This is a genomic window from Streptomyces sp. NPDC088246 (assembly GCF_044741025.1).
Lineage (GTDB): Bacteria > Actinomycetota > Actinomycetes > Streptomycetales > Streptomycetaceae > Streptomyces.
In genome coordinates, this window is the sequence record NZ_JBIURV010000003.1 from 471,248 (window position 1) to 491,429 (window position 20,182).

22 protein-coding genes are annotated in these 20,182 nt (G+C 71.1%); 9 read left to right on the top strand and 13 right to left on the bottom strand.

Translation table 11 applies throughout. The annotated features are described in order from the left end of the window. The first annotated feature begins 31 nt into the window (after positions 1–31). Together ACIPEK_RS07300 and ACIPEK_RS07305 are read left to right on the top strand one after the other, a co-directional pair. Positions 32–1,567 (top strand): S8 family peptidase, encoded by a 1,536-nt coding sequence (locus tag ACIPEK_RS07300; protein WP_401991765.1) that lies wholly within the window; start codon positions 32–34, stop codon positions 1,565–1,567. Positions 1,568–1,672: 105 nt separating this feature from the next. Next, positions 1,673–3,094 (top strand): CoA transferase, encoded by a 1,422-nt coding sequence (locus ACIPEK_RS07305; RefSeq protein ID WP_401991768.1) that lies wholly within the window; start codon positions 1,673–1,675, stop codon positions 3,092–3,094. On the opposite strand, the gene ACIPEK_RS07310 is transcribed toward ACIPEK_RS07305, so the two are convergent. From ACIPEK_RS07310 to ACIPEK_RS07345, 8 genes are all read right to left on the bottom strand, one after another. Then, entirely contained in the window at positions 3,084–4,127 is a 1,044-nt protein-coding gene (locus tag ACIPEK_RS07310; protein WP_401991771.1) for a zinc-dependent alcohol dehydrogenase family protein, read from the bottom strand. The genes ACIPEK_RS07305 and ACIPEK_RS07310 overlap by 11 nt on opposite strands. A 21-nt stretch (positions 4,128–4,148) precedes the next feature. Then, positions 4,149–4,838 carry a lysoplasmalogenase gene (locus ACIPEK_RS07315; protein WP_401991774.1) on the bottom strand — a complete coding sequence of 230 codons (690 nt, stop codon included), beginning with the start codon at positions 4,836–4,838 and terminating at the stop codon, positions 4,149–4,151. Continuing rightward, positions 4,835–5,713 carry a sterol desaturase family protein gene (locus ACIPEK_RS07320; RefSeq protein ID WP_401991777.1) on the bottom strand — a complete coding sequence of 293 codons (879 nt, stop codon included), beginning with the start codon at positions 5,711–5,713 and terminating at the stop codon, positions 4,835–4,837. The genes ACIPEK_RS07315 and ACIPEK_RS07320 overlap by 4 nt, the downstream gene beginning before the upstream one ends. A gap of 364 nt (positions 5,714–6,077) precedes the next feature. Further along, positions 6,078–6,791 carry a VIT family protein gene (locus ACIPEK_RS07325; RefSeq protein ID WP_401991780.1) on the bottom strand — a complete coding sequence of 238 codons (714 nt, stop codon included), beginning with the start codon at positions 6,789–6,791 and terminating at the stop codon, positions 6,078–6,080. A gap of 25 nt (positions 6,792–6,816) precedes the next feature. Continuing rightward, positions 6,817–8,040: an amidohydrolase family protein gene (locus ACIPEK_RS07330; RefSeq protein ID WP_401991782.1), complete on the bottom strand. Its 1,224-nt coding sequence runs from the start codon at positions 8,038–8,040 to the stop codon at positions 6,817–6,819. Next, positions 8,040–9,317: an amidohydrolase family protein gene (locus tag ACIPEK_RS07335; protein ID WP_401991785.1), complete on the bottom strand. Its 1,278-nt coding sequence runs from the start codon at positions 9,315–9,317 to the stop codon at positions 8,040–8,042. The genes ACIPEK_RS07330 and ACIPEK_RS07335 overlap by 1 nt, the downstream gene beginning before the upstream one ends. A 10-nt stretch (positions 9,318–9,327) precedes the next feature. Beyond that, entirely contained in the window at positions 9,328–10,212 is an 885-nt protein-coding gene (locus ACIPEK_RS07340) for an SDR family NAD(P)-dependent oxidoreductase (RefSeq protein WP_383067903.1), read from the bottom strand. Next, the gene (locus ACIPEK_RS07345) at positions 10,209–11,009 is read right to left on the bottom strand and encodes an acetoacetate decarboxylase family protein (protein WP_401991788.1); all 801 of its coding nucleotides are present in this window, start codon (positions 11,007–11,009) and stop codon (positions 10,209–10,211) included. The genes ACIPEK_RS07340 and ACIPEK_RS07345 overlap by 4 nt, the downstream gene beginning before the upstream one ends. Positions 11,010–11,158: 149 nt before the next feature. Between ACIPEK_RS07345 and ACIPEK_RS07350 the strand changes: the two genes are divergently transcribed. The 6 genes from ACIPEK_RS07350 to ACIPEK_RS07375 all read left to right on the top strand — a co-directional run bounded on the left by ACIPEK_RS07350 (position 11,159) and on the right by ACIPEK_RS07375 (position 16,735). Further along, positions 11,159–11,833 carry a TetR/AcrR family transcriptional regulator gene (locus tag ACIPEK_RS07350; RefSeq protein ID WP_401991791.1) on the top strand — a complete coding sequence of 225 codons (675 nt, stop codon included), beginning with the start codon at positions 11,159–11,161 and terminating at the stop codon, positions 11,831–11,833. 29 nt (positions 11,834–11,862) lie between these two features. Next, positions 11,863–12,861 (top strand): DEDDh family exonuclease, encoded by a 999-nt coding sequence (locus tag ACIPEK_RS07355; protein WP_401991794.1) that lies wholly within the window; start codon positions 11,863–11,865, stop codon positions 12,859–12,861. 64 nt (positions 12,862–12,925) lie between these two features. Beyond that, positions 12,926–13,159, top strand: coding sequence for a hypothetical protein (locus tag ACIPEK_RS07360; protein WP_078852816.1), 234 nt, complete (start codon positions 12,926–12,928; stop codon positions 13,157–13,159). A 71-nt stretch (positions 13,160–13,230) separates the two neighbouring features. After that, entirely contained in the window at positions 13,231–14,055 is an 825-nt protein-coding gene (locus tag ACIPEK_RS07365; protein ID WP_401991861.1) for an SURF1 family protein, read from the top strand. A 119-nt stretch (positions 14,056–14,174) separates the two neighbouring features. Further along, a complete protein-coding gene (locus ACIPEK_RS07370; RefSeq protein WP_401991797.1) occupies positions 14,175–15,974 on the top strand; it encodes a glycoside hydrolase family 15 protein in 1,800 nt (599 codons plus the stop codon). A 5-nt stretch (positions 15,975–15,979) separates the two neighbouring features. Next, positions 15,980–16,735, top strand: a complete 756-nt coding sequence (locus ACIPEK_RS07375; protein WP_401991799.1) for an SDR family oxidoreductase — start codon at positions 15,980–15,982, stop codon at positions 16,733–16,735. An 83-nt stretch (positions 16,736–16,818) separates the two neighbouring features. Here ACIPEK_RS07375 and amaP read toward each other — a convergent pair whose 3' ends face one another. The 5 genes from amaP to ACIPEK_RS07400 are packed head-to-tail and all read right to left on the bottom strand — an operon-like array spanning position 16,819 to position 19,136. Further along, positions 16,819–17,397 carry an alkaline shock response membrane anchor protein AmaP gene (gene amaP / locus ACIPEK_RS07380; protein ID WP_401991864.1) on the bottom strand — a complete coding sequence of 193 codons (579 nt, stop codon included), beginning with the start codon at positions 17,395–17,397 and terminating at the stop codon, positions 16,819–16,821. A gap of 5 nt (positions 17,398–17,402) precedes the next feature. Further along, positions 17,403–18,089, bottom strand: a complete 687-nt coding sequence (locus ACIPEK_RS07385; RefSeq protein WP_401991802.1) for a DUF6286 domain-containing protein — start codon at positions 18,087–18,089, stop codon at positions 17,403–17,405. Beyond that, positions 18,086–18,448: a hypothetical protein gene (locus ACIPEK_RS07390; protein WP_401991805.1), complete on the bottom strand. Its 363-nt coding sequence runs from the start codon at positions 18,446–18,448 to the stop codon at positions 18,086–18,088. The genes ACIPEK_RS07385 and ACIPEK_RS07390 overlap by 4 nt, the downstream gene beginning before the upstream one ends. After that, positions 18,445–18,636, bottom strand: a complete 192-nt coding sequence (locus ACIPEK_RS07395) for a hypothetical protein (protein WP_093895743.1) — start codon at positions 18,634–18,636, stop codon at positions 18,445–18,447. The genes ACIPEK_RS07390 and ACIPEK_RS07395 overlap by 4 nt, the downstream gene beginning before the upstream one ends. Before the next feature lie 32 nt (positions 18,637–18,668). Then, positions 18,669–19,136 carry an Asp23/Gls24 family envelope stress response protein gene (locus ACIPEK_RS07400; RefSeq protein WP_327275936.1) on the bottom strand — a complete coding sequence of 156 codons (468 nt, stop codon included), beginning with the start codon at positions 19,134–19,136 and terminating at the stop codon, positions 18,669–18,671. Positions 19,137–19,228: 92 nt separating this feature from the next. Between ACIPEK_RS07400 and ACIPEK_RS07405 the strand changes: the two genes are divergently transcribed. Continuing rightward, complete coding sequence (locus ACIPEK_RS07405; protein ID WP_401991809.1) at positions 19,229–19,930, top strand: hypothetical protein; 702 nt, start codon at positions 19,229–19,231, stop codon at positions 19,928–19,930. Positions 19,931–20,182 lie beyond the last annotated feature (252 nt).

A 20,182-nucleotide genomic window follows, 5' to 3' on the forward strand; every position in this document is an offset into this window, starting at 1 on the left:
CGGTCGACCGCACGGATGATGTGGAGACCCCATGGCTCATCTGGGATCCAGACGGACGCGCGCACTGACGCTGCCCGTCGGATTGGCACTCACGGCCTCGCTCGGCTTCCTGCCGACGGGTGCCGCCTCTGCCGCACCGGTGGACGCGCAGCCCACGGCGGCGGTGTCGACGGACGGCCCGAAGCTCTCGTACGTCGTCAACACGCGGAGCAATCACGGCACCGTCAAGCAGGTGAAGAAGGCGATAGCCGAGGCCGGCGGCACGGTGGTGATCGCCTATGAGCAGATCGGCGTCATCGTCGTCGAGTCGCAGAACCCGGACTTCGCGAAGTCGATCCGCCGGGTCAAGGGTGTCGATTCGGCCGGGGCCACCCGGACCAGCCCCATCGTTCCGCAGGCCACCACGGACATCGGGGTCGCGCAGCCGCTCACCGCCGAGCAGGCCCGGGACGCGGCGGCGGAGGCGACGGCGGACCAGGATCCGATGGAGCCCCTGCAGTGGGATCTGCCCGCCATCAAGGCGGACCAGGCGCACCAGAAGACGCTGGGCAGCAGCAAGGTCACCGTCGCGGTCATCGACACGGGTGTCGACGACACCCACCCGGACCTGGCGCCGAACTTCGACCGCGGGGCCTCCGCGAGCTGCGTGTCCGGGGCGCCGGACACGACGGACGGCGCATGGCGTCCCAAGACCGGTGAGAGCGACCACGGCACACATGTCGCGGGCACCATCGCCGCCGCGAAGAACGGCATCGGGGTGACGGGGGTCGCGCCGGGCGTGAAGGTCGCCGGCATCAAGGTCGCGAACCCGAACGGCTTCTTCTACACCGAGTCGATCGTCTGCGGCTTCGTCTGGGCCGCCGAGCACGGTGTCGATGTCACCAACAACAGCTACTACACCGACCCGTGGATGTTCAACTGCAAGAACGACCCGGACCAGGGCGCTCTGGTCGAGGCCGTCGCCCGTGCCACGCGGTACGCGGAGCACAAGGGCACGGTCAATGTCGCCTCGGCCGGCAACAGCCGCTTCGACCTGGCCTCCGGCGCGATCGATGACACGACCAGCCCGAACGACACCACGGCGGCCACCCGGACCATCGACCCGCGCGAGTGCCTCGACATCCCGGCGATGCTGCCGGGCGTCGTGACGGTCTCCGCGACCGGCGCCAAGGGGTTGAAGTCCTCGTACTCGAACTACGGGAACGGTGTCATCGATGTGGCGGCCCCGGGCGGCGACTCGACGATCTACCAGACGCCCGCACCGCCCGCCACGAACGGTGCGATCCTGTCCACGCTGCCGGGCGGCAAGTACGGCTACAAGAACGGTACGTCGATGGCCTCCCCGCATGTCGCGGGTGTCGCGGCCCTGATCAAGTCGACGCATCCGCACGCCTCGGCGGCCCAGGTGAAGGCGCTCCTGGCGTCCGGGGCCGACGCCACCGAGTGCGGTGCTCCGTACGACATCAACGGTGACGGCAAGATCGACGCCGTCTGTGAGGGCGACAAGAACCACAACGGCTTCTACGGCGCCGGTGTGGTGAACGCGCTGAACGCGGTCCGCCGGTAGGTGACGCGACGGAGCGGGAGGGACCCGGAGTCGTCGGCCGGCCCCTCCCGCTGCTTCTTTCCAAATCGCTCCCTGACTCGTGGCACTCAGTGCCATAGTGCGGGAATGACTCATGCACGAAAGTCCGGTACGGAGCAGGCCTGGGCGGCGCTCGGCGGTGATCCCGCGCTGCTCGCGCGCATCGGGACGAACGGTCCCGACGGGCTGCTGCCCGCCCGGCTGCCCGCCATGGAACTGGCCCGTTCCGCCGTCGCGGTCTGCTCACTGGCCGCCGCCGAACTGACCGCCCGCCGCACCGCGCGCCCCGTGCCGCAGGTACTGGTCGACGACGGTGCGGTGGCCACGGCGTTCACGAGCGAGCGCCATCTGCGGATCGACGGGCGGGCACCGACCAGCTTCGCCCCGCTGTCCCGGTTCTGGCGCACGGCGGACGGCTGGGTCCGTACGCACGCCAACTACCCGCACCACCGGGCCCGGTTGCTCGCCACGCTGGGGCTGCCCGCGGACACCTCGGACGACATCGCCGTGGACGCCGTCGCCGCCTCGTTCGCCGGGCGCCGGGGACCGGAGATCGAGCAGACGGTGTACGCCGCGGGCGGCCTGGCCGTGGTCGCCCGTACGCCCGAGGAGTGGGTGGCCGACCCTCGGGGTGCCGCGGTCGCGGGCACACCGCTGGTGGCCAGGGACCGTATCGACAGCGCGCCGGTCCGCCGGACGGCGGCACTCGCCGGTGAACCGCTGTTGCCCGCCGCCGGGTTGCGTGTGCTGGACCTCACCCGGGTCATCGCGGGGCCCGTCGCCACCCGTACGCTCGCGCTGCTCGGCGCGGACGTCCTGCGGATCGACGCCCCGCAGCTCCCGGAGAGCCAGGACGCGCACAGCGACACCGGTTTCGGGAAGCGGTCGGTCGAGCTGGATCTCGGCAGCCGCTCCGGTACGGCCGCGTTCGACGAGCTGCTGGCCGGTGCGGATGTGGTGGTCATCGGCTACCGGCCCGGTGCCTTCGAGCAGTTCGGCCTGACGCCGGAGTCTCTTGCCGCGCGCAGGCCCGGGCTGGTGATCGGGCGCCTGTCCGCCTGGGGGCACGGTCCGTGGGCGCAGCGGCGCGGTTTCGACAGTCTGGTGCAGGTGGCCACCGGCATCGCCTCGGTCGAGGCCGCGGCGGGGCCCGAGAACCCGCCCGGTGCGCTGCCCGCCCAGGCGCTCGACCACGGCACGGGTTATCTGCTGGCAGCCGCCGTGCTGCGCGCACTGACCGAGCAGCACGACGACGGCGGCTCCCGGCTGGTCACGCTCTCGCTCGCCCGTACCGCCGCCTGGCTGCTCGACGAGCTGCCCGCCCGGCAGGAGCCCGGCGCCGGGGCCGGGGGTCCGTACGACCCGGAGAAGTGGCTCACGGAGACGGACAGCCCGCTGGGCCGGCTGCGTCACGCCCTGCCGCCGGTCGCCTTCGACGGTTCCCCCTCCGACTGGTCGCGCCCGCCCGGCCCGCTGGGGGCGGACGCGACCGCCTGGCTCACGGCTTGATGAGCACCTTCAGCGCCGTCCGGTCGTCCATCGCCTTGTAACCGGCGGGGACGTCGTCGAGGCCGATGGTCAGGTCGAAGACGGGCGACGGGTCGATCGTGCCGGACAGCACGTCGGGGAGCAGCTCCGGAATGTACGTGCGCACGGGGGCGACGCCGCCGCGCAGGGCGATGTTCCGGTCGAACATGACACCGAGGTCCAGGCCGGTGCCGCTGCCGTGCGGCACGCCGACGTAGCCGATGGAGCCGCCGTCGCGGGTGATCCCGACGGCGGTGCGCATCGACTGCTCGGTGCCGACGGCCTCGATCACGGCGTGTGCGCCCTCGCCGCCGAGCAGTTCCCGTACGGCTTCGACGGCCGCTTCGCCGCGCTCGGCGACGACGTCCGTGGCGCCGAAGGTGCGGGCGATGTCCGTACGCACCTGGTGGCGGCCGAGCGCGATGATCCGCTCGGCGCCGAGCCGCTTGGCGGCCATGACGCCGCACAGTCCGACCGCTCCGTCACCGACGACCGCGACCGTGGTGCCGGGCTTCACGCCCGCGCCGACAGCGGCGTGGTGTCCGGTGCCGAGCACATCGGACAGGGCCAGCAGCGCGGTGAGCAGGTGGTCGTCAAAGGCCGCGGCGGCGGGGAGCTTGACCAGAGTGCCGTCGGCGAACGGGACACGCACGGCCTCGCCCTGCCCGCCGTCGGAGCCGACCGAGCCCCAGAAGCCGCCCTGCGGGCACGAGGTGGTCAGGCCCTGCGCGCAGTACGCGCAGGTGCCGTCGGACCAGACGAAGGGCGCGACGACGAGGTCACCGACGGCGAAGCCGGCCACCTCGGAACCCGCCTCCTCGACGATCCCGAGGAACTCGTGCCCGATGCGCTGGCCGGGCTGCCGGGCGGACTCACCGCGGTACGCCCACAGGTCGCTGCCGCAGATACAGGCCCGCAGGACCCGCAGCACCACATCGGTGGGCTGCTGGATCGACGGGTCCGGCACCTCCTGCACACGTATGTCGTGGGGGGCGTGGATGACGGTGGCGCGCATGCGTGGGGATCCTTGCTGATCTCAGATACCGATACTCCGCTCACGGTACGCCCCAGGAGCGACACCGGCCCATTTCGCACCGGGTGCGAGCGCTCCGACGGTCAGCAGGAACTGCGCCGCGATGTAGGTGAGCATGACCCAGAAGTCGGGGGCGGGGAGCTGCGGCCAGTCGGCGATGCCGGTGGCGATGAGCGCGTCGGAGAGCAGGAAGAGCGCCCCGCCGGCAGCCGCGTAACGGCCGAGGGTGCCGGCGCGGTACGCCATCGCCGTGAGCAGCAGGCTGTAGCCGGTCATCGGAATCCGCATGTCCGCCGGCAGCCCGCTCCAGAGCAGCGCGACGAAGGTGGTCAGGACGGCGGCGTACACGAACCCGACGGGCAGCGAGCTGCGGGCACGTCCGAAGAGCCACAGGTAGCAGACGTGACCGGCGGCGAAGGAGCCCATCCCGATGAGGAAGGCGGCATCGGCATCGAACAGCAGCAGCGTGTCGCCGCCCCAGCCGAACAGGAGCGCCGCGATGAGCAGCCTGGGGCCGCGCCGGGCGGCGGCGTACCCGGCCAGCAGCGGCATCAGCAGGGGCTTGGCGACGACGTGGGCGACCGAGACGCCGGCGAGCACGCCGACGAGGTCGACGGCCGAGGCCACCAGGAACGCGATGAGCAGCGGGCGTACGAGACGTTCCCGCCGGTCCGTGACGGCAGCGGCGCTCATCCGGTGCGCTCCTGGGCGGGGAGGGCCGTACGGGTGGCCGTTCCGGCCGGCTGCCAGCCGGGCCCGCGGAAGATCCGCCCGGCCCGCTCGCTCCAACTGCCCGCCGCCCGCACATCGCGGGCGATGGCAGCGTACTCATGGGTGGCGACACGGAGCGGATTGAATGTGTCGATGTTCTTGGTGAGACCGAACACGGGCCGCTCCGTCTCGGCGATGAAGGACCCGAAGAGCCGGTCCCACAGGATCAGGATGCCGCCGAAGTTCCGGTCCAGGTAGCCGCCCTGCGACGCGTGGTGCACCCGGTGGTGCGAGGGCGTGTTCAGTACGTACTCCAAGGGCCTGGGGAGCTTGTCGATGCGCTCCGTGTGCACCCAGAACTGGTAGACGAGGTTCGCCGACGAGCAGAAGGCGAGCGCGGCCGGATGGACACCGCAGGCGATGAGCGGCACGTAGAACGGCCAGACGGTCAGCGACGTCCAGGGCTGGCGCAGCGCGGTGGAGAGATTGAACCTCCGGCTGGAGTGGTGGACCACATGGCAGGCCCAGAGGATCCGGATGACGTGGTGGCCCCGGTGCGACCAGTAGTAGAAGAAGTCCTGCGCGAGCAGCATCAGCAGGACGGTCCACCACAGCACGGGGACGCGGAGCGGGGTCAGCTCGTAGACCGCGGTGTAGATCGCGACGATGGGCACCTTCCACAGCAGGTCGAAGACCAGGCTGCCGAGCCCCATGGTGATGCTGGTGACGGCGTCCTTCGCCTCGTACCCGGCGGCTTCGTCATCGGGATGGAAGTGGTGGAGGGCCATTTCGAGGACAGTGAGCAGGACGAAGGCTGGTATGGACCAGAGCACGACATCGGGCAGGTTCGGCGGCATACGAGCACCGTAGAACCGCAGGTCGGCCGGGGACTAGACGTTGTTACCAACAAGTATGCGAGACGCGGTGTCAGCAGTCTTTGGTGACTTCTGCCAATGCGGGCGTCGTGCGATCCCTCCACCGAGGTTTCCAGGGGCAAGGAACTGCCGTGCAAGGGCTTCGTCGCGCACTCGCTGCTGCCGATGGAGCGGGACGACATCCGCGCGTTCATCGGGCACTGGCACGACGCGGCGAGGGCGGAGTGCCTGTCCGACCACGACCGGGCGCAGCTCGACACGTACGAGGGTTCGCTGCGGCAGGCGGTCGGAATGTGCCGGGGTCCGGGCCGGCCGGCGACCAACCCGAGCGCATCGTCCGCCTCCCCTAAACCCCCACCGCCCCCAGCAGCTCCCCCGCCGTGTAGGTGACCGCCATCGCCACCGCTCCCCCGCCCATGTTCCGCAGCACCGCGGGTCCCGGCGCCGCGTCCCCCAGCCGTGCGCTCCACCAGCCCGTCAGTGCCAGCGCCGCCAGGACCGACAGCACCGTCACAAGGAGCCGCAGCGACGCCGGGGGCAGCACGATCGCCAGCAGGGGCAGCAGCGCGCCCGCCGTGAAGGCCAGGAAGCTCGCGCCCGCCGCATGCCACGGATTCGTCAGCTCGTCCGGGTCGATGCCCAGCTCGACCTCCGCGTGGGCGCGCAGCGCATCGCGTTCGGTGAGTTGGAGGGCGGCCTCGCGGGCGACTTCCCGGCTCAGGCCCTTGCCCTCCAACAGGCCGGTTAGTTCGACGAGTTCGGCCTCCGGGGTCTCCGCCAGCTCGCGTTTCTCCGTCGCCAGCGCGGCCCGCTCCGAATCGCGCTGGGTGGAGACCGACACGTACTCGCCCGCCGCCATCGACATGGACCCGGCCAGCAGCCCGGCCAGGCCTGCCGTCAGCAGAGCGCCGCGGTCGCCGGTGGCGCCGGCCACGCCGACGACCAGGCCCGCGGTGGAGACCACACCGTCGTTGGCGCCGAGGACCGCGGCGCGCAGCCAGTTCAGCCGCGCGCCCAGTCCGTTGCCGTGCGCTTCGTCATGCGCCTGGGTATCCGTCACCCGGGGATGGTCTCACTCCGCCCGGTCACCAGACGCGTACCGACCCGCCCGGTGCGAAGGCGGGGCTGGTCGCGTCGGCCGGGGGCTCCTTCAGAGGTTCGGCGATCTCCTCGACCGTCGGGCCGACCTTGGCCGCGATGCGGTCGAGCGCCGCCAGGTCGAACCCGTAGACGCGCGCGGCGTTGCCGCCGGCCATTGCTGCGATCTCCTCGGGCGGCAGGCCCGCGTACGCGATCCGCAACCCCTCCCGTGAGTACGGGGCAGTGCCCTCGTCATGCGGGTAGTCGCTGCCCCACATGATCTTGTCGAGGCCGATCCGGTCGCGCAGCGGCACCTCGTGCGGCCGCATGAAGCTGGCACCTACATAGCAGTTGTCGCGCCAGATCTCACTGGGGCTCGCGCCCATCGAAGCGGCGAGCCCCGCACCGAATTTGGACTCGGCGGTGGATGCCCGGGTCGCCGCCGCAACCAGGCGGCCGTGGTAGTAGTCCAGCATCTCCACGACACCCGGGATCCAGCCGGAGCCCTGTTCGGTGAGGACCAGTTTCAGCCCGGGGTGGCGGCGGAACGCTCCGCCGAAGACCAGGTGCCACAGCGCCCGGTGCGAGAACCATGTCGTCTCCACCATGAAGACGGCGCGGGCGGCCGGTTCGTCGCCGAGCGGCGGGGAGGCCGAGCCGCCGTGGTGGTTCACCGGTACGTCCAGCTCCTCGCAGACCGCCCACAGCGGGTCGTACACCTGCGAGTACAGCTCAGGAATGCCGGAGCCGGGCGGTGCGCCGGGCAGCAGGATGCCACCGGTCAGGCCCGCAGCCTTGATGCGGCGGACCTCGCGGACCGCTTCCGCCGGGTCGTTGAGGAGGATCTGTGCCACACCCGCGCGCCGGCCCGGTGCCTGCTCGCAGAAGTCGGCGAGCCAGCGGTTGTGGGCGCGCAGGCCGGCCCAGCGCTGTTCGTACTCCGCCTGCGACGGCGCGGGCGCCATGAGGGAGGCGGAGGGGAAGAACGGCGGGATGGTATTCGGAAACACCACTTCCGCCACAACACCATCCAACTCCAACTCGGCGACGCGACGGTTCGAGTTCCAGTTGCGGTCGGCGGTGTCGGCGAGGAGGTCCTCGTACGGATTGACATAGCCGGCAGCCCAGGCGTCGAAGTCGTCGTGGTACTTCGCTTCCAGGTAGGGCCTGTAGTCGAGGAGATCGGCTCCGGCATGGCAGTCGGCGGAAATGACCGTGTAGCGGTCCATCACCGAACCCCCAGGACCGGGAAGTCGTGGTCGGTCAGCCAGTGCCGGCCCACTTCGCGCGACCTGGCCCAGGACGCCTCGACCGCCGCCTGGTCGGCGCTCTGGCCGAGGTCCTCGGGTGTGGGGCCGATGCGCTCGGCGACCGGGGCGAGCTTCACCGTGTCGAAGCCGAAGACTTCGGCCGCGGCGAGGCCCAGCATGCGACGGGTCTCGGCCACCGGGATGTCGTGGAAGGTGTTGCGCAGCCAGTTCGCGGTGTCCGGCCAGGTGCCTTCGGGGTGCGGGAAGTCGCTGCCCCACAGGATGTTGTCGACGCCGATCTCGTACCGCTGGGCGAGTTCGCGGCGTTTGGTGTTGGTGGCGCAGATGAAGACCTGGCGGTCGAGGTACTCGTGCGGGGGCCGCTTCAGTTCGGCGAACGGGGAGAGCTTCTTTCCGCCGTGGGCGCCGAGGTAGAGCCGGTCCATGAACCAGAGGAGGTTCGGCAGCCACCAGCAGCCGGACTCGGCGACGCCGAACCTCAGCCCGGGATGGCGTTCGAAGGCGCCCGACCAGAGCAGGAACCAGAGCGGGCGGGAAGGCCACCAGGTGACCTCGGAGACATAGATCCCGAGATGGTCGCCGTACTCGTGGCGCGGGGCCGCGCCGGAGTGGGTGACCACCGGCATCCCCGTCTCGGCGGCGGCCGCCCACACGGGGTCGTAACGGCGGTCGTGGTACGGGGCCTTGTCGACCCACATGGAGGGGATCATGAGCGCACCGAGTCCGGACTCCTTCGCCCGGTGGATCTCCGCGACGACCCGTTCGACCTCGCCGGTGACGGGCAACAGGGCGACCCCGCAGTGGCGTTCGGGGTTCTGTGAGACGAATTCGGCGAGCCACCGGTTGTGGGCCTGCGCGCCCGCCATGCCGAGCTCCGGATCCTGGTCGCCGGAGAGCCCGAGGCCCACGCCGAACGGGGCGGCGGTCCGGCTGTCGACGGCGTCCGCGTCGGGGAAGACGACCTCGGCCGCCACCCCGTCGCCGTCCAGTTCCTTCAGTCGCCGGGCGGCGTCCCAGCCACCCTTCAGGCCTTCCTCGTTGTCGTGGAACCACTTGTCGGCGAAGGCCTCGTTGCGAACACCGAGGCGGGTCATCTCCTCGCGGCGGCGGTCGCGCCCGGCGAGGAAGTCGTCGAAGTCCCGGTGGAAGCGGGGGTCGAGATAGGGCCGGTACTCCTCGGTGGGCAGCCCGGCGTGGCAGTCGGAGGAGATGATCAGGTACGGGTCGTCGGTCATCGCTCGCTCCTCAGTCGAGTATGAAGCTCTCCAGGTACGACGGGTTGGTCCGGTCGAGCATCGACTGCGACCTGGCGCGGATCTGCCGGTCACTGTGCTCGCTGTCCGGCAGCATCCAGAAACGGTCGGCGCGTATCCCGTCCACGACGGTCCCCGCGACGTCCTCCACCGGGGTGAACTCCACCTCGTGGCCCGCCGCCCGCATGGCGGACTCCCACCGGTCGAGGCTGCGGTACGGGGTCCTGCGCGGGCGCTCCTTGGCGTACCGCTCCGGCCGGTTGCGGTGCGACTCCCACAGTCCGGTACGAAGCATGTGCGGGCCGGGGAAGAGCACCGAGGCGCCGACCGCCGCGCCCTCCGCCTTCAGATGTGCGTACAGCGACTCGGTCATCGTGACGACGGCGGACTTGGTGACCGCGTAGACGGAGGCGGTGGGCAGCGGGGCGATGCCGCCGTCGCCGGACGAGGTGTTGACGACATGGCCGGGGCCGCCGCCCGCGATCATGCGCGGCACGAACGCCTGGATGCCGTGGAAGACACCCCACACGTTGACCGCGAACGCCCACTTCCAGTCGTTCGGCTCGTGCTCCCACATCCGGCCCTCGGCCCCGGAGCCGACACCGGCGTTGTTGCACAGCACATGGACGGCGCCGAAGGTTTCGTACGCGGCTTCGGCCAGTGCCTGTACGGATTCCCGCTCGCCGACGTCGACGGCCCGGGCCAGCACCTGCGCACCGTCCCGGCGCAGTTCGCCCGCCGCCTTGTCGAGCGCGCCCTCCTCCACATCGGCGAGGACGACCTTCAGCCCCTCGGCAGCGAACCTGCGTGCCATCGCGAGGCCGATACCGCTCGCGGCGCCGGTGACGACGGCGACCTGGCCCTCCTCCAGTCTCATCGGACGCTCCCTTCCGGCGGGCCGTCGTGGATCTGCTGCGGGTCGTCGTAACGCTGGTGGATGTACGGCAGCAGGGCCTCGGCGCTCACCCGCTCCACGGCCCTGCCCTGCTGGTCGCTGGTCTTCTCGCCGATGGTGAGGTCGACCAGCCGTCGTACGGGGAGATCGGCGACCGGGTCGTACATCGACTCGCGCAGCACCACATCGCCCGCGATGCGTTCCAGTCTGCGGACCTTCTCGTGCCGGGTGCAGTGGATCAGGACAGGGTCGGAGTCGAAGCCCTCGCCGTCCACCGCGGGCAGGAATTTGAAGTAGAAGTCGAGCTTGGCCGTCGGCCGGGGCAGCGGGAGCGGCCCGCTGACCGCGCCGCGCACCTCGACGAACGCGATGCCGTGCCGGGCGAGCGCGGCCCGGACGACGAGGCCGTCGCGTTCGACGGTCACCTCACCGAGCTTCTTCGGTTCGCCGAACACCTCACGGCCGCCGATCAGCGCCCGTTCATGGGTCATCGGCATGACGAGCGGATACCAGCCCTCGTGGCCGTCGTGGACGGCGGCGACGGCGACGGAGCCCGCACCGAGTGGGTAGCCGGGGAGTTCGACCGTACTGATGTTGGCCCGGACGAGCGGGCGCTCGGCGGGCTTGAGGGGCGGCGGGAGGACGGCCGCCACCGCGTCGGGGTCGCTCTCCCAGAGGGCCACCACACCGGTGGACCAGATGTCGGGGAGTGTGGAGCGGGCCGCTCGGGCCGCCGCGATCTCGGCCTCGGTGCGCGCGCCGTACCGTACACGTGCCATGCCGTACCACCCTTCTCGGTCGTCCGTGAATCGGTTCTCCGTGTCTCGGTTTCCCGGTTCTCCGTGCCGGTTCTGTAACACAGTTACACCGACGCCGATGAAGGGTAAATAGGCATGCACGTACCGGAGTTAGAGAATCAAGGAGCGCTGTGGCGCGATCGTCGCTGACCCGCGAAGAGGTCCTGGACACGGCCGCCGCCCTGGTGAGGCGGCACGGTCCGCAGGCCCTCACCATGCGCGCCCTCGCCGCGGAACTGGGCACCGCGGTGACGTCGATCTACTGGCACGTCGGCAATCGTGAATCGCTGCTGGACGCCCTCGTGGAGCGCACCGTGCAGGAGATGGGCACCCTCCGTCCGGCCGGCCGGACCCCGGCAGCCCGCATCGTCTCCGTCGCCCGCGGCCTGCGCCGCCAGCTGCGGGCCAGGCCGCATCTGATCGCGATGGTCCACGAACGCGGGCTCACCGAGCGGATGTTCCTCCCCGCGCAACAGGCCCTCGTCCACGAGGTGCACGCCGCGGGGCTGCGCGGGGCGCGGGCGGCGGCAGCGGTGCGGGCCGTGCAGTTCCAGACCGTCGGCTTCCTGCTCGTCGAACGCAACCGGGAGCGGTCCCCCGTCCAGTCACCCGGCGAGGGCGATCTGTGGGCCGCGTCCGCCGCGGACGACGACCCGGCACTGGCCCGCGCACTGGCCCGGCCCGCCGACCCGGACCGCCTGTTCGCGGATTCCGTACGGGCCCTGGTGGAGGGACTGCTGGCCGGGTCCGTACAACAGGGGTCGCGCCGTGGAACCGGCATGCGGGGGCGGGAGACAGCCGAATAGGAGACTGTCAGTCGCGGCCCGTATTCTCTGTGACCATGCTCGACGACCGCCAGACCGCAGCACCGTGGCCGACCGCCTACCCGCAGGGGTACGCGGTCGTCGACGTGGAGACCACCGGACTCGCACGGGACGACCGGATAGTGTCCGCTGCCGTCTACCGCCTGGACGCGCAGGGCAATGTCGAGGACCACTGGTACACCCTCGTCAACCCTCAGCGTGATCCCGGTCCTGTCTGGATCCACGGGCTGACCAGTGATGTCCTCGAAGGCGCTCCACTCTTCCCGGAGGTCGCCGCCCAGCTCTCCGAGCGGCTCGCGAACCGCGTACTCGTCGCGCACAACGCGGCTTTCGACTGGTCGATGCTGGCCAGGGAGTACGCACGGGCCTCGGTCACCGCCCCCGTCGAGCAGCGGCTGTGCACCATCGCGCTCTCCAAGGAGCTGCGGCTGCCGCTGCCCAACCACAAGCTGGAGTCCCTGGCCGCGCACTTCGGAGTCGTGCAGCAGCGCGCCCACCACGCCCTGGACGACGCCCGGGTGCTGGCCGAGGCGTTCCGGCCGAGTCTGCATGCGGCGGCGCGGGGCGGGGTGCGGCTGCCGTTGCTGGAGTGCCGGCCGTTGACCGAGTGGTCGGACTCCCCGGTCACACCGCGGGTCGGCTACCAGCCTTCGTACGGTCAGAACAGCTGGCGTCCCTCACGTAAGCGTCCGGCATGCCCGTATCCGAACCCCGGACGGTACGAGAAGGACAAACCTCTCATGCAGGGCATGCGGGTGGCGTTCTCGGGGGACACCTCCGTCGACCGCGAGCTGCTGGAGGACCGGGCCGTGGAGGCCGGGCTGCACGTGGCGACCAGTGTGTCCCGGCTGACCAGCCTGCTCGTCACCAATGACCCGGACTCGGCGACGTCGAAGACGGTGAAGGCGAAGTCGTTCGGCACACCGGTTCTGGACGAGAGCGCGTTCACCCATCTGTTGCGCGATGTGGCGCCGGCGTCGACGCGGGCGGCCGCGCCGTCATCGGAGTGAACCGGGGACGACTCGCCCGCCCGCCGCTCGCCCACCGCCGCCCTTGCGTCCCACCCTGTGGCGCATGGCACGTTGTGAGGTTTGTGGAAACGACTACGGCATGTCCTTCGAGGTGCACGCGCAGGGCGCGGTGCACGTCTTCGACTGCTTCTCCTGCGCCATTCACCGCATGGCGCCCATCTGTGAACACTGCAGGGTCCAGGTCATCGGCCAGGGAGTCGAGGTCGACGGGCACTGGTTCTGCGGCGGTCACTGCGCCCGCGCCGAGGGGAAGGTGGGCATCATCGACAAAGTCTGATCACCGGCCGCCGCGCGCCCTTCCCCCACCCCTCCGCGATGCACCCCATGACGCAGTTGTACCGTCATGGGGTGTACCGCTTCCTGTTGACCCGGCAGTGGCTGATCCTCGCCCTCCTCTCCCTCGTCCTGATTCCCACGATGGTCGAGCTGGGCTTCTGGCAGCTGCACCGGCATGAGCACAAGGTCGCGCAGAACTCTCTGATCTCCCACAACCTCAAGGCGAAACCGGTTCCGGTCGCCTCGCTCACCTCTCCGGGACACACGGTCCCGCGCTCCGACTACTGGAGAGCGGTGACGGCCACGGGTACGTACGACACCGCGCACGAGGTGGTCGTACGCCGCAGGACCTCCACCGACGGCCGGATCGGCGTCCATGTACTGACCCCGCTCGACCTCAAGGGCGGCGGCACGGTCCTGGTGAACCGCGGCTGGGTACCCTCCGCCGACAGCCAGCGCGCCTTCCCCGACGTACCGGCCGCACCCAAGGGCGAAGTGACCGTCACCGGGCGGCTCAAGGCCGACGAGACGACGAGCGCCAGCGGCATCAAGGACATCTCGGACCTGCCGGACCGCCAGGTGATGCTGATCAACAGCGCCCAGGAGGCCAAGAGGCTCTCCCGGCCCGTGCTCGGCGGCTACATCGAGCAGACCGGACGCGAGCCCTCCGGCGACTCCCCGGAACTGATCGCGGCTCCCGACGACAGCTCGATCGGCCCGCACATGGCGTACGCCGTGCAGTGGTGGCTGTTCGCCGCCGGTGTCCCGGTCGGCTTCGTGGTCCTCGCCCGCAGGGAGAAGCGCGACCGGGTGGAGGCCGCGGCCAAGGCCGCCGCCGGGGAGCAGGATGCCTCCGAGCCGAAGAAGCCGGAGCAGCCGGAACCCGCGACGGCCTGACACCGGCTGCGCCCGGGTGTCGGCGCGCTGTCCGACGGCTCCAGCTGTCCGTCGGAGCGACAACACCCATCTCTCCTGGGACTGCTTAGCGAGGCCCAGGTTCGGGAACACGCCAGAATGTGACCCCACGCATCGAGGACTACGCCCTCATCGGCGATCTGCAGACAGCCGCCCTGGTCGGCAGGAACGGTTCTGTCGACTGGCTCTGCCTGCCCCGCTTCGATTCGGGCGCCTGCTTCGCGGCCCTGCTCGGCGACGAGAACAACGGTCATTGGCGGATCGCCCCTAAGGGCGCGGACACCTGTACCCGGCGCGGCTATGCGGGTGACTCTCTCGTCCTGGAGACCTTCTGGGAGACGCGCACCGGCACGGTCAAGGTCATCGACTTCATGCCGCAGCGCGACCAGGAACCCGATGTCATGCGGATCGTCGAGGGCATCAGCGGCACCGTCGACATGAGTTCCGTGATCCGGCTGCGCTTCGACTTCGGCTCGGTCGTGCCGTGGGTGCGCCGCTCGCAGGGGCACCGGGTGGCGGTCGCGGGACCGGACTCGGCCTGGCTGCGCAGCGAGCCGCCGGTCAGAACGTGGGGCCAGCAGTTCTCCACCTGTTCGTCGTTCACCGTCTCCGAGGGCGAACAGGTGGCGTTCGTCCTGACCTGGCACCCCTCGCACTCGCCCCGCCCCGATCTCGTCGACCCGTTCGAGGCACTCAAGAGCACCCTGTCCGACTGGGCGGAGTGGTCCGCGCAGTGCAAGTACCTGGGCCCGTACCGGGAGGCGGTGGTCCGCTCGCTGATCACGTTGAAGGCGCTCACCTTCGGCCCGACCGGCGGCATCGTGGCGGCTCCCACCACCTCGCTGCCCGAGGAGATCGGCGGCGTACGGAACTGGGACTACCGTTTCTGCTGGCTGCGGGACTCCACCCTCACCCTCGGTGCCCTCATCTCGGCCGGTTATCTGGAGGAGGCCGCCGCCTGGCGGGACTGGCTGCTGCGGGCCGTCGCCGGGGACCCGGCCGACCTGCAGATCATGTACGGCCTGGCGGGCGAGCGCCGGCTGCCCGAGGCGGAGCTGCCGTGGCTGAGCGGATACGAGAACTCCAGCCCGGTCCGGATCGGTAACGCCGCGGTCCGCCAGCGTCAGCTCGATGTGTACGGAGAGGTCATCGACTCGTTGCAGCTCGCGCGCGAGGCGGGACTGGACGACAAGCCGCACGCCTGGAGTATTCAGCTCAGCCTGCTCGGCTTCCTGGAGTCCACCTGGCGCGAGCCGGACGAGGGGCTGTGGGAGATCCGAGGCCAGCGCCGCCACTTCGTGCACTCCAAGGTGATGGCCTGGGTCGCCGCCGACCGTGCCGTACGCACCCTGGAGAAGAACCCCTCGCTGGCCGGCGATGCCGAGCGGTGGCGGGTGATGCGGAACGCCGTGCACCGGGAGGTGTGCGAGAAGGGGTTCGACCCGGTACGGAACACCTTCACGCAGTCCTACGGCTCCCGGAATCTGGACGCCGCGACGCTGCTGATCGCCCGGACCGGGTTCCTGCCGCCGGACGATCCCCGGATGATCGGGACGGTCGACGCGGTCCGGGACGAGCTGGGCAGCGGCTGTCTGGTCCGCCGCTACAGCACGGACGGCAGCTCGATCGATGGACTGCCCGGCAGCGAAGGGGCCTTTCTGGCGTGCTCGTTCTGGCTGGCCGATGCCCTGCTCCTGACCGGGCGCGCCGAGGAGGCCGGAGAACTCTTCAAGCAGCTCCTGACGCTCCGCAACGATGTGGGGCTGCTCGCCGAGGAGTACGACATCGTCGGGCACCGGCAGCTCGGCAACTTCCCGCAGGCGTTCAGCCACATCGGACTGGTGGGCACCGCCATGGCGCTGGCCGGGGAGGACACGCTGGAGGGCGACACGGCAGGATAGGGCCCATGGATCTTGGACTGAAGGACCGTGTGTACATCGTCACCGGAGCGAGCCGGGGGCTGGGCAACGCCACGGCGCGGGCGTTGGCCGAGGACGGCGCGAGGGTGATCATCACCGGCCGGGACGAGAAGAGCGTCGAGGCGGCCGCCGCCGAGCTGGGGCCGGACGCCGTCGGCCTCACCGCGGACAACGCCGACCCCGCCTGTGCGCAGCGTCTGGTGGACAGCGCGCACGAGCGTTTCGGGCGGCTCGACGGCATTCTCATCAGCGTCGGCGGACCGGCGCCCGGCTTCGTCGCCGACAACACCGACGAGCAGTGGCAGTCGGCCTTCGAGTCGGTGTTCCTGGGCGCGGTGCGCCTTGCCAGGGCCGCGGCGGCCAGGCTCGGCGAGGGCGGGGTCATCGGCTTCGTGCTCTCCGGCTCCGTGTACGAGCCGATCGCCGGGCTGACGATCTCCAACGGTCTGCGTCCCGGCCTGGCCGGTTTCGCCAAGTCCCTGGCCGACGAGCTCGGCCCCCGGGGCATCCGCGTGGTGGGGGTGCTGCCGGGCCGGATCGGCACGGACCGGATGCGTGAGCTGGATGCGCTCTCGGGCGATGCGGAAGCCTCTCGTACGGCCAATGAGACAGGTATTCCGCTGCGGCGCTACGGCACTCCGGAGGAGTTCGGCAGGACCGCGGCGTTCCTGCTCTCGCCCGCGGCGTCCTACCTGACGGGCATCATGCTGCCGGTCGACGGCGGCTCACGGCACGGCTTCTGAACCGGCCCACTCAGCCCTGGATCACCGGACGGGTTCGTTTCCTCAAGCCCCTCCGGCGATCGGGGACACCGCGGCAACGGCCGTCAACTCACCCTTTCCGCACGGTGCTTGACCGCCCTCAACCGCACCTCGGCCGGGAGCTGTGCCAGCCCGGCCGAATCCCGCGCATGGGCCAGCGCCTCGTCGGTGAGGTGGCCGAGCGCCTCGTCCGGCGCCGCGTGCGGCTCCATCAGCAGACGGATCCTGGCGCGCGGCGAACCGCGCCGGCCGGTCAGCACGACCTGGGCGCGGGCCACCCCGTCCAAGGTCCCCGCCTCATCGGCGAGCACCCCCTCCAGGGCCCGGCCCCGCAGGAGCGCGCCCTCGCCGTCGCCGCTGTCCACCAGCACCTCGGCGAGACGGGCGCGGCGCGGCTGGGCCAGCAGCCACCACAGGGCGAGGACGACCACGACGGCCAGGACCGCGATCACCGTCGGCCACCACCAGCCCTCGCCGCGCCAGCGGTCCCGGCCGGCCTCGCTGAGGAGCACATCGCCCTTGCCGTACCAGGGCCACCAGGACGGTACGGAGAGGCCGAGCCCGGCTGCGAGCACCGCACCGCCGACGCAGATCAGCACCAGCCCGGCCAGGCCGAGCAGCACCCGGTTGACGGTCCTGAGCAACGGGCTCACCTCTTCTTCGTGGGACGGCGGACATATACGGACAGGCTCGGCGGCCTGGCCAGGCCCAGATCCTTGATGCCGGTCCGGAGCACGGTGTCCAGATCGGCCCGTACGTCGTCGAGTTCACGGAAGTGCGACACCGCACGTACCCCGACCTTGCCCCGGCCCATCCGGACCCGTACCGACTGCACACCCGACACCTCGATGGCCCGGTCCCGCAGGACCAGTGCGGCCGCGGCCCGGTCGAGGCCGGCCCGTACACCGGGGCGGTCGCGGCGCATCGGCAGCAGGTCGCGGAGTCCGGGGGTGACGGCGAGCACGAGCAGCCACAGGCCGATCGCCACGGCGGCCGCCGCGCCGGCCAGCACCCAGACGTTGTCCAGCGGCCGGCCGGCGAGCTCGTCGGCCAGCGTGCGGCGCCACTGCATCGCCGGGTGGTCGGCCCGCACCGCCGCCACGTCGTAGAGCAGCAGACCGGTGCCGCCGAGGATCACCAGGGCGAGGATCGCCGCGGGGATGCGGCGTGCGGACCAGAAACGGCCCGCCCCGCCGCCGCTCTCCTGCTGCCCGGGCGCCGGGTCGTAGGCGGCGGACGAGGCGGACTGGTCGAGTTCGAGCACGGTCCCCTGTTCGACGGGCCGCGTGGTGGGCAGCCGTTGCGTACGGTGTTCCGGTTCGTGGGGCTCGGTCATCGGATCCTCCCCTGTGCCGCGATGCTCGCTCCCGTCGGATGCAGGCGCTCGACCTGTACGGCAACCTCGGGCACGTCCATCCCCGCCAACGCCTTTACCCGTTCGACGACACGCCGACGCACCCCGCCGCACTGGCGGCCGATGTCGGAGGGGTATCCGAGCTCCAGGCTCACCCGGACCCGGGCGGTGCCGCGGTGCACCGTGACCGTGGCACGCGGCGAGGAGCCTTCCTTCGGCGGCGCGTCGATCGCCTCCTTCGCCGCCTGTGCGGCGATCTTCGCGACCACCCGGTCGGCGATCCGGGTCTCCCCGCGCTCACCCGCGGCGACCCGGCCGCTCGCCCCCGACAACGCCGTCACCGCCGTCGGTCGCCGCGCTCGCGACTCCGGAAGAAGTCGCCGGGCTCCAGGTCACCCTCCAGGAAGCGACCGGCGATGAAGCCGACCGCCCCCAACGCGGCCACCAGCAGAAAGGCCCCGAATCCGCCGAAGTACCCGGCGAATCCGAGCGCCATGCCGGCCACCATGCCGACCACAGCCATGTTCATCCTGCGCTCCTCAACTGCCTCGGTCAGGAGGCCTACTGGAGACGTGGCTCGGGCTCTTCCTCTTCCTCGTCGGGCAGCTTCACATCGCTGACCGCGATATTGACCTCTACGACTTCGAGGCCCGTCATCCTCTCGACCGCCGCGACCACGTTCTCCCGTACGTCCCGGGCGACATCGGCGATCGACACGCCGTAGTCGACGACGATCTCCAGGTCGAGGGCGGTCTGTGACTCGCCGACCTCCGCCTTTACCCCTCGGGTGACGGACTTCCCACCTCCGGGTACCCGTTCGCGCACCGCTCCGAACGTACGCGCGAAGCCACTGCCCATCGCATGGACACCGACCACGTCACGTGCCGCCATTCCCGCGATCTTCTCGACCACGCCGTCCGCGATGGTCGTACGGCCACGGGTGGCAGGGTCTCCCCCGCCGCGCTTGGTGATCGGGATCGATTCCTTGTCGGGGCTCTCGGGACGGTTCCGCTGTGGGGTGTCGGTCATCGCCACTCTTCCCTTCGGGGCAGGTTGGACCTCGTTGCCCACATTAAGCGCGCTTGCCCCGTCTCGCGCCGTGGATGCGGCAGGCTGGGGAAATGACGACGGCTGACAGCCCGCACAGGGCCGACGGATGGACGGCAGCGGTTCGGCAACGGCTCGGCCTCGGCCGACTGCTTCCGCTGGGCGGTCCGGCGGACGGGGCCTGGATCTCGGAGCGGGCCGCGGCCTGGGTGCTGCGCGACGCGGTGGGCGGGCCGGGACCTGGACCGGTGCTCGGGGAGCTCAGGATCTCGGTGGCTGATCCGGACCGGGCCCCGGACGCGGAGGTGGAACCGCCGCCGAGTGCGCTGCCGCCGGGGCCGCTGCGGATCGAGGCGACCATGTCGGCGATGTCCGGCCGGCCGCTGCCCGCCGCGGCCGCGGCGCTGCGCTCCGCGCTGCTGGCGGCGGCCGGGCACCGGCTGGGCCTGGTGGTCGCCGAGGTGGATCTCCGGGTGACGGAGCTGCTGGACACACCGCCCGAACGACGGGCGCCCGCACCGGCCGAAGTGCGCTCGGCGAGGCCGGAGGGGGCGGCGGGGCTCGCTGCCGCGGGTGTTCCGGGTGTCGTGACGCTGACCCGGGTGCTGGGCGACGCGGTGCACGCGGGCCCGGGCCATGTACGGATCGAACTGGCGACGGACTCCGGCCACCGGGCGCTCGATGTGGCGCATGCGGTACGGGGCGCGGTGGCGGAAGCGGTGGAGGGGCGTCCCTCGGTCGCGGTGCTGGTCACGGCGGTGGTGGAGCGGGACTGACCACCGGACGGGGCTGAATGCCGGACGGGCCTGGGGAGCTAGCCCGCCCGGTGATCGAGGGCGCAGCCCTCTCAGAGCCTGTCGGGTGACCTCCGATCGGATAGCGGACGCGGTCTGGTGCGTGCGATTCCAAGGCGGAGGAGGGAGTCGACGCGAAGGGGTCCCCCCATGCCTTCAGCTATGGGGGAGTCGGTGACTGACGACAACGCGGGAAGCGTGCGTGCCAGGGCGTGGCCGCCCGGTCGGAGGTCA

Bases quoted from the DNA above. Each gene is read 5' to 3' on its own strand.
- ACIPEK_RS07345 (WP_401991788.1), bottom strand. From the start codon at position 11,009: ATGGCACGTGTACGGTACGGCGCGCGCACCGAGGCCGAGATCGCGGCG.
- ACIPEK_RS07400 (WP_327275936.1), bottom strand. From the start codon at position 19,136: ATGACCGACACCCCACAGCGGAACCGTCCCGAGAGCCCCGACAAGGAA.
- ACIPEK_RS07310 (WP_401991771.1), bottom strand. From the start codon at position 4,127: ATGCGCGCCACCGTCATCCACGCCCCCCACGACATACGTGTGCAGGAG.
- ACIPEK_RS07360 (WP_078852816.1), top strand. From the start codon at position 12,926: ATGGCACGTTGTGAGGTTTGTGGAAACGACTACGGCATGTCCTTCGAG.
- ACIPEK_RS07395 (WP_093895743.1), bottom strand. From the start codon at position 18,636: ATGAACATGGCTGTGGTCGGCATGGTGGCCGGCATGGCGCTCGGATTC.
- ACIPEK_RS07335 (WP_401991785.1), bottom strand. From the start codon at position 9,317: ATGACCGACGACCCGTACCTGATCATCTCCTCCGACTGCCACGCCGGG.
- ACIPEK_RS07340 (WP_383067903.1), bottom strand. From the start codon at position 10,212: ATGAGACTGGAGGAGGGCCAGGTCGCCGTCGTCACCGGCGCCGCGAGC.
- ACIPEK_RS07320 (WP_401991777.1), bottom strand. From the start codon at position 5,713: ATGCCGCCGAACCTGCCCGATGTCGTGCTCTGGTCCATACCAGCCTTC.
- ACIPEK_RS07385 (WP_401991802.1), bottom strand. From the start codon at position 18,089: ATGACCGAGCCCCACGAACCGGAACACCGTACGCAACGGCTGCCCACC.
- ACIPEK_RS07375 (WP_401991799.1), top strand. From the start codon at position 15,980: ATGGATCTTGGACTGAAGGACCGTGTGTACATCGTCACCGGAGCGAGC.
- ACIPEK_RS07330 (WP_401991782.1), bottom strand. From the start codon at position 8,040: ATGGACCGCTACACGGTCATTTCCGCCGACTGCCATGCCGGAGCCGAT.
- ACIPEK_RS07305 (WP_401991768.1), top strand. From the start codon at position 1,673: ATGACTCATGCACGAAAGTCCGGTACGGAGCAGGCCTGGGCGGCGCTC.
- ACIPEK_RS07315 (WP_401991774.1), bottom strand. From the start codon at position 4,838: ATGAGCGCCGCTGCCGTCACGGACCGGCGGGAACGTCTCGTACGCCCG.
- ACIPEK_RS07300 (WP_401991765.1), top strand. From the start codon at position 32: ATGGCTCATCTGGGATCCAGACGGACGCGCGCACTGACGCTGCCCGTC.
- ACIPEK_RS07405 (WP_401991809.1), top strand. From the start codon at position 19,229: ATGACGACGGCTGACAGCCCGCACAGGGCCGACGGATGGACGGCAGCG.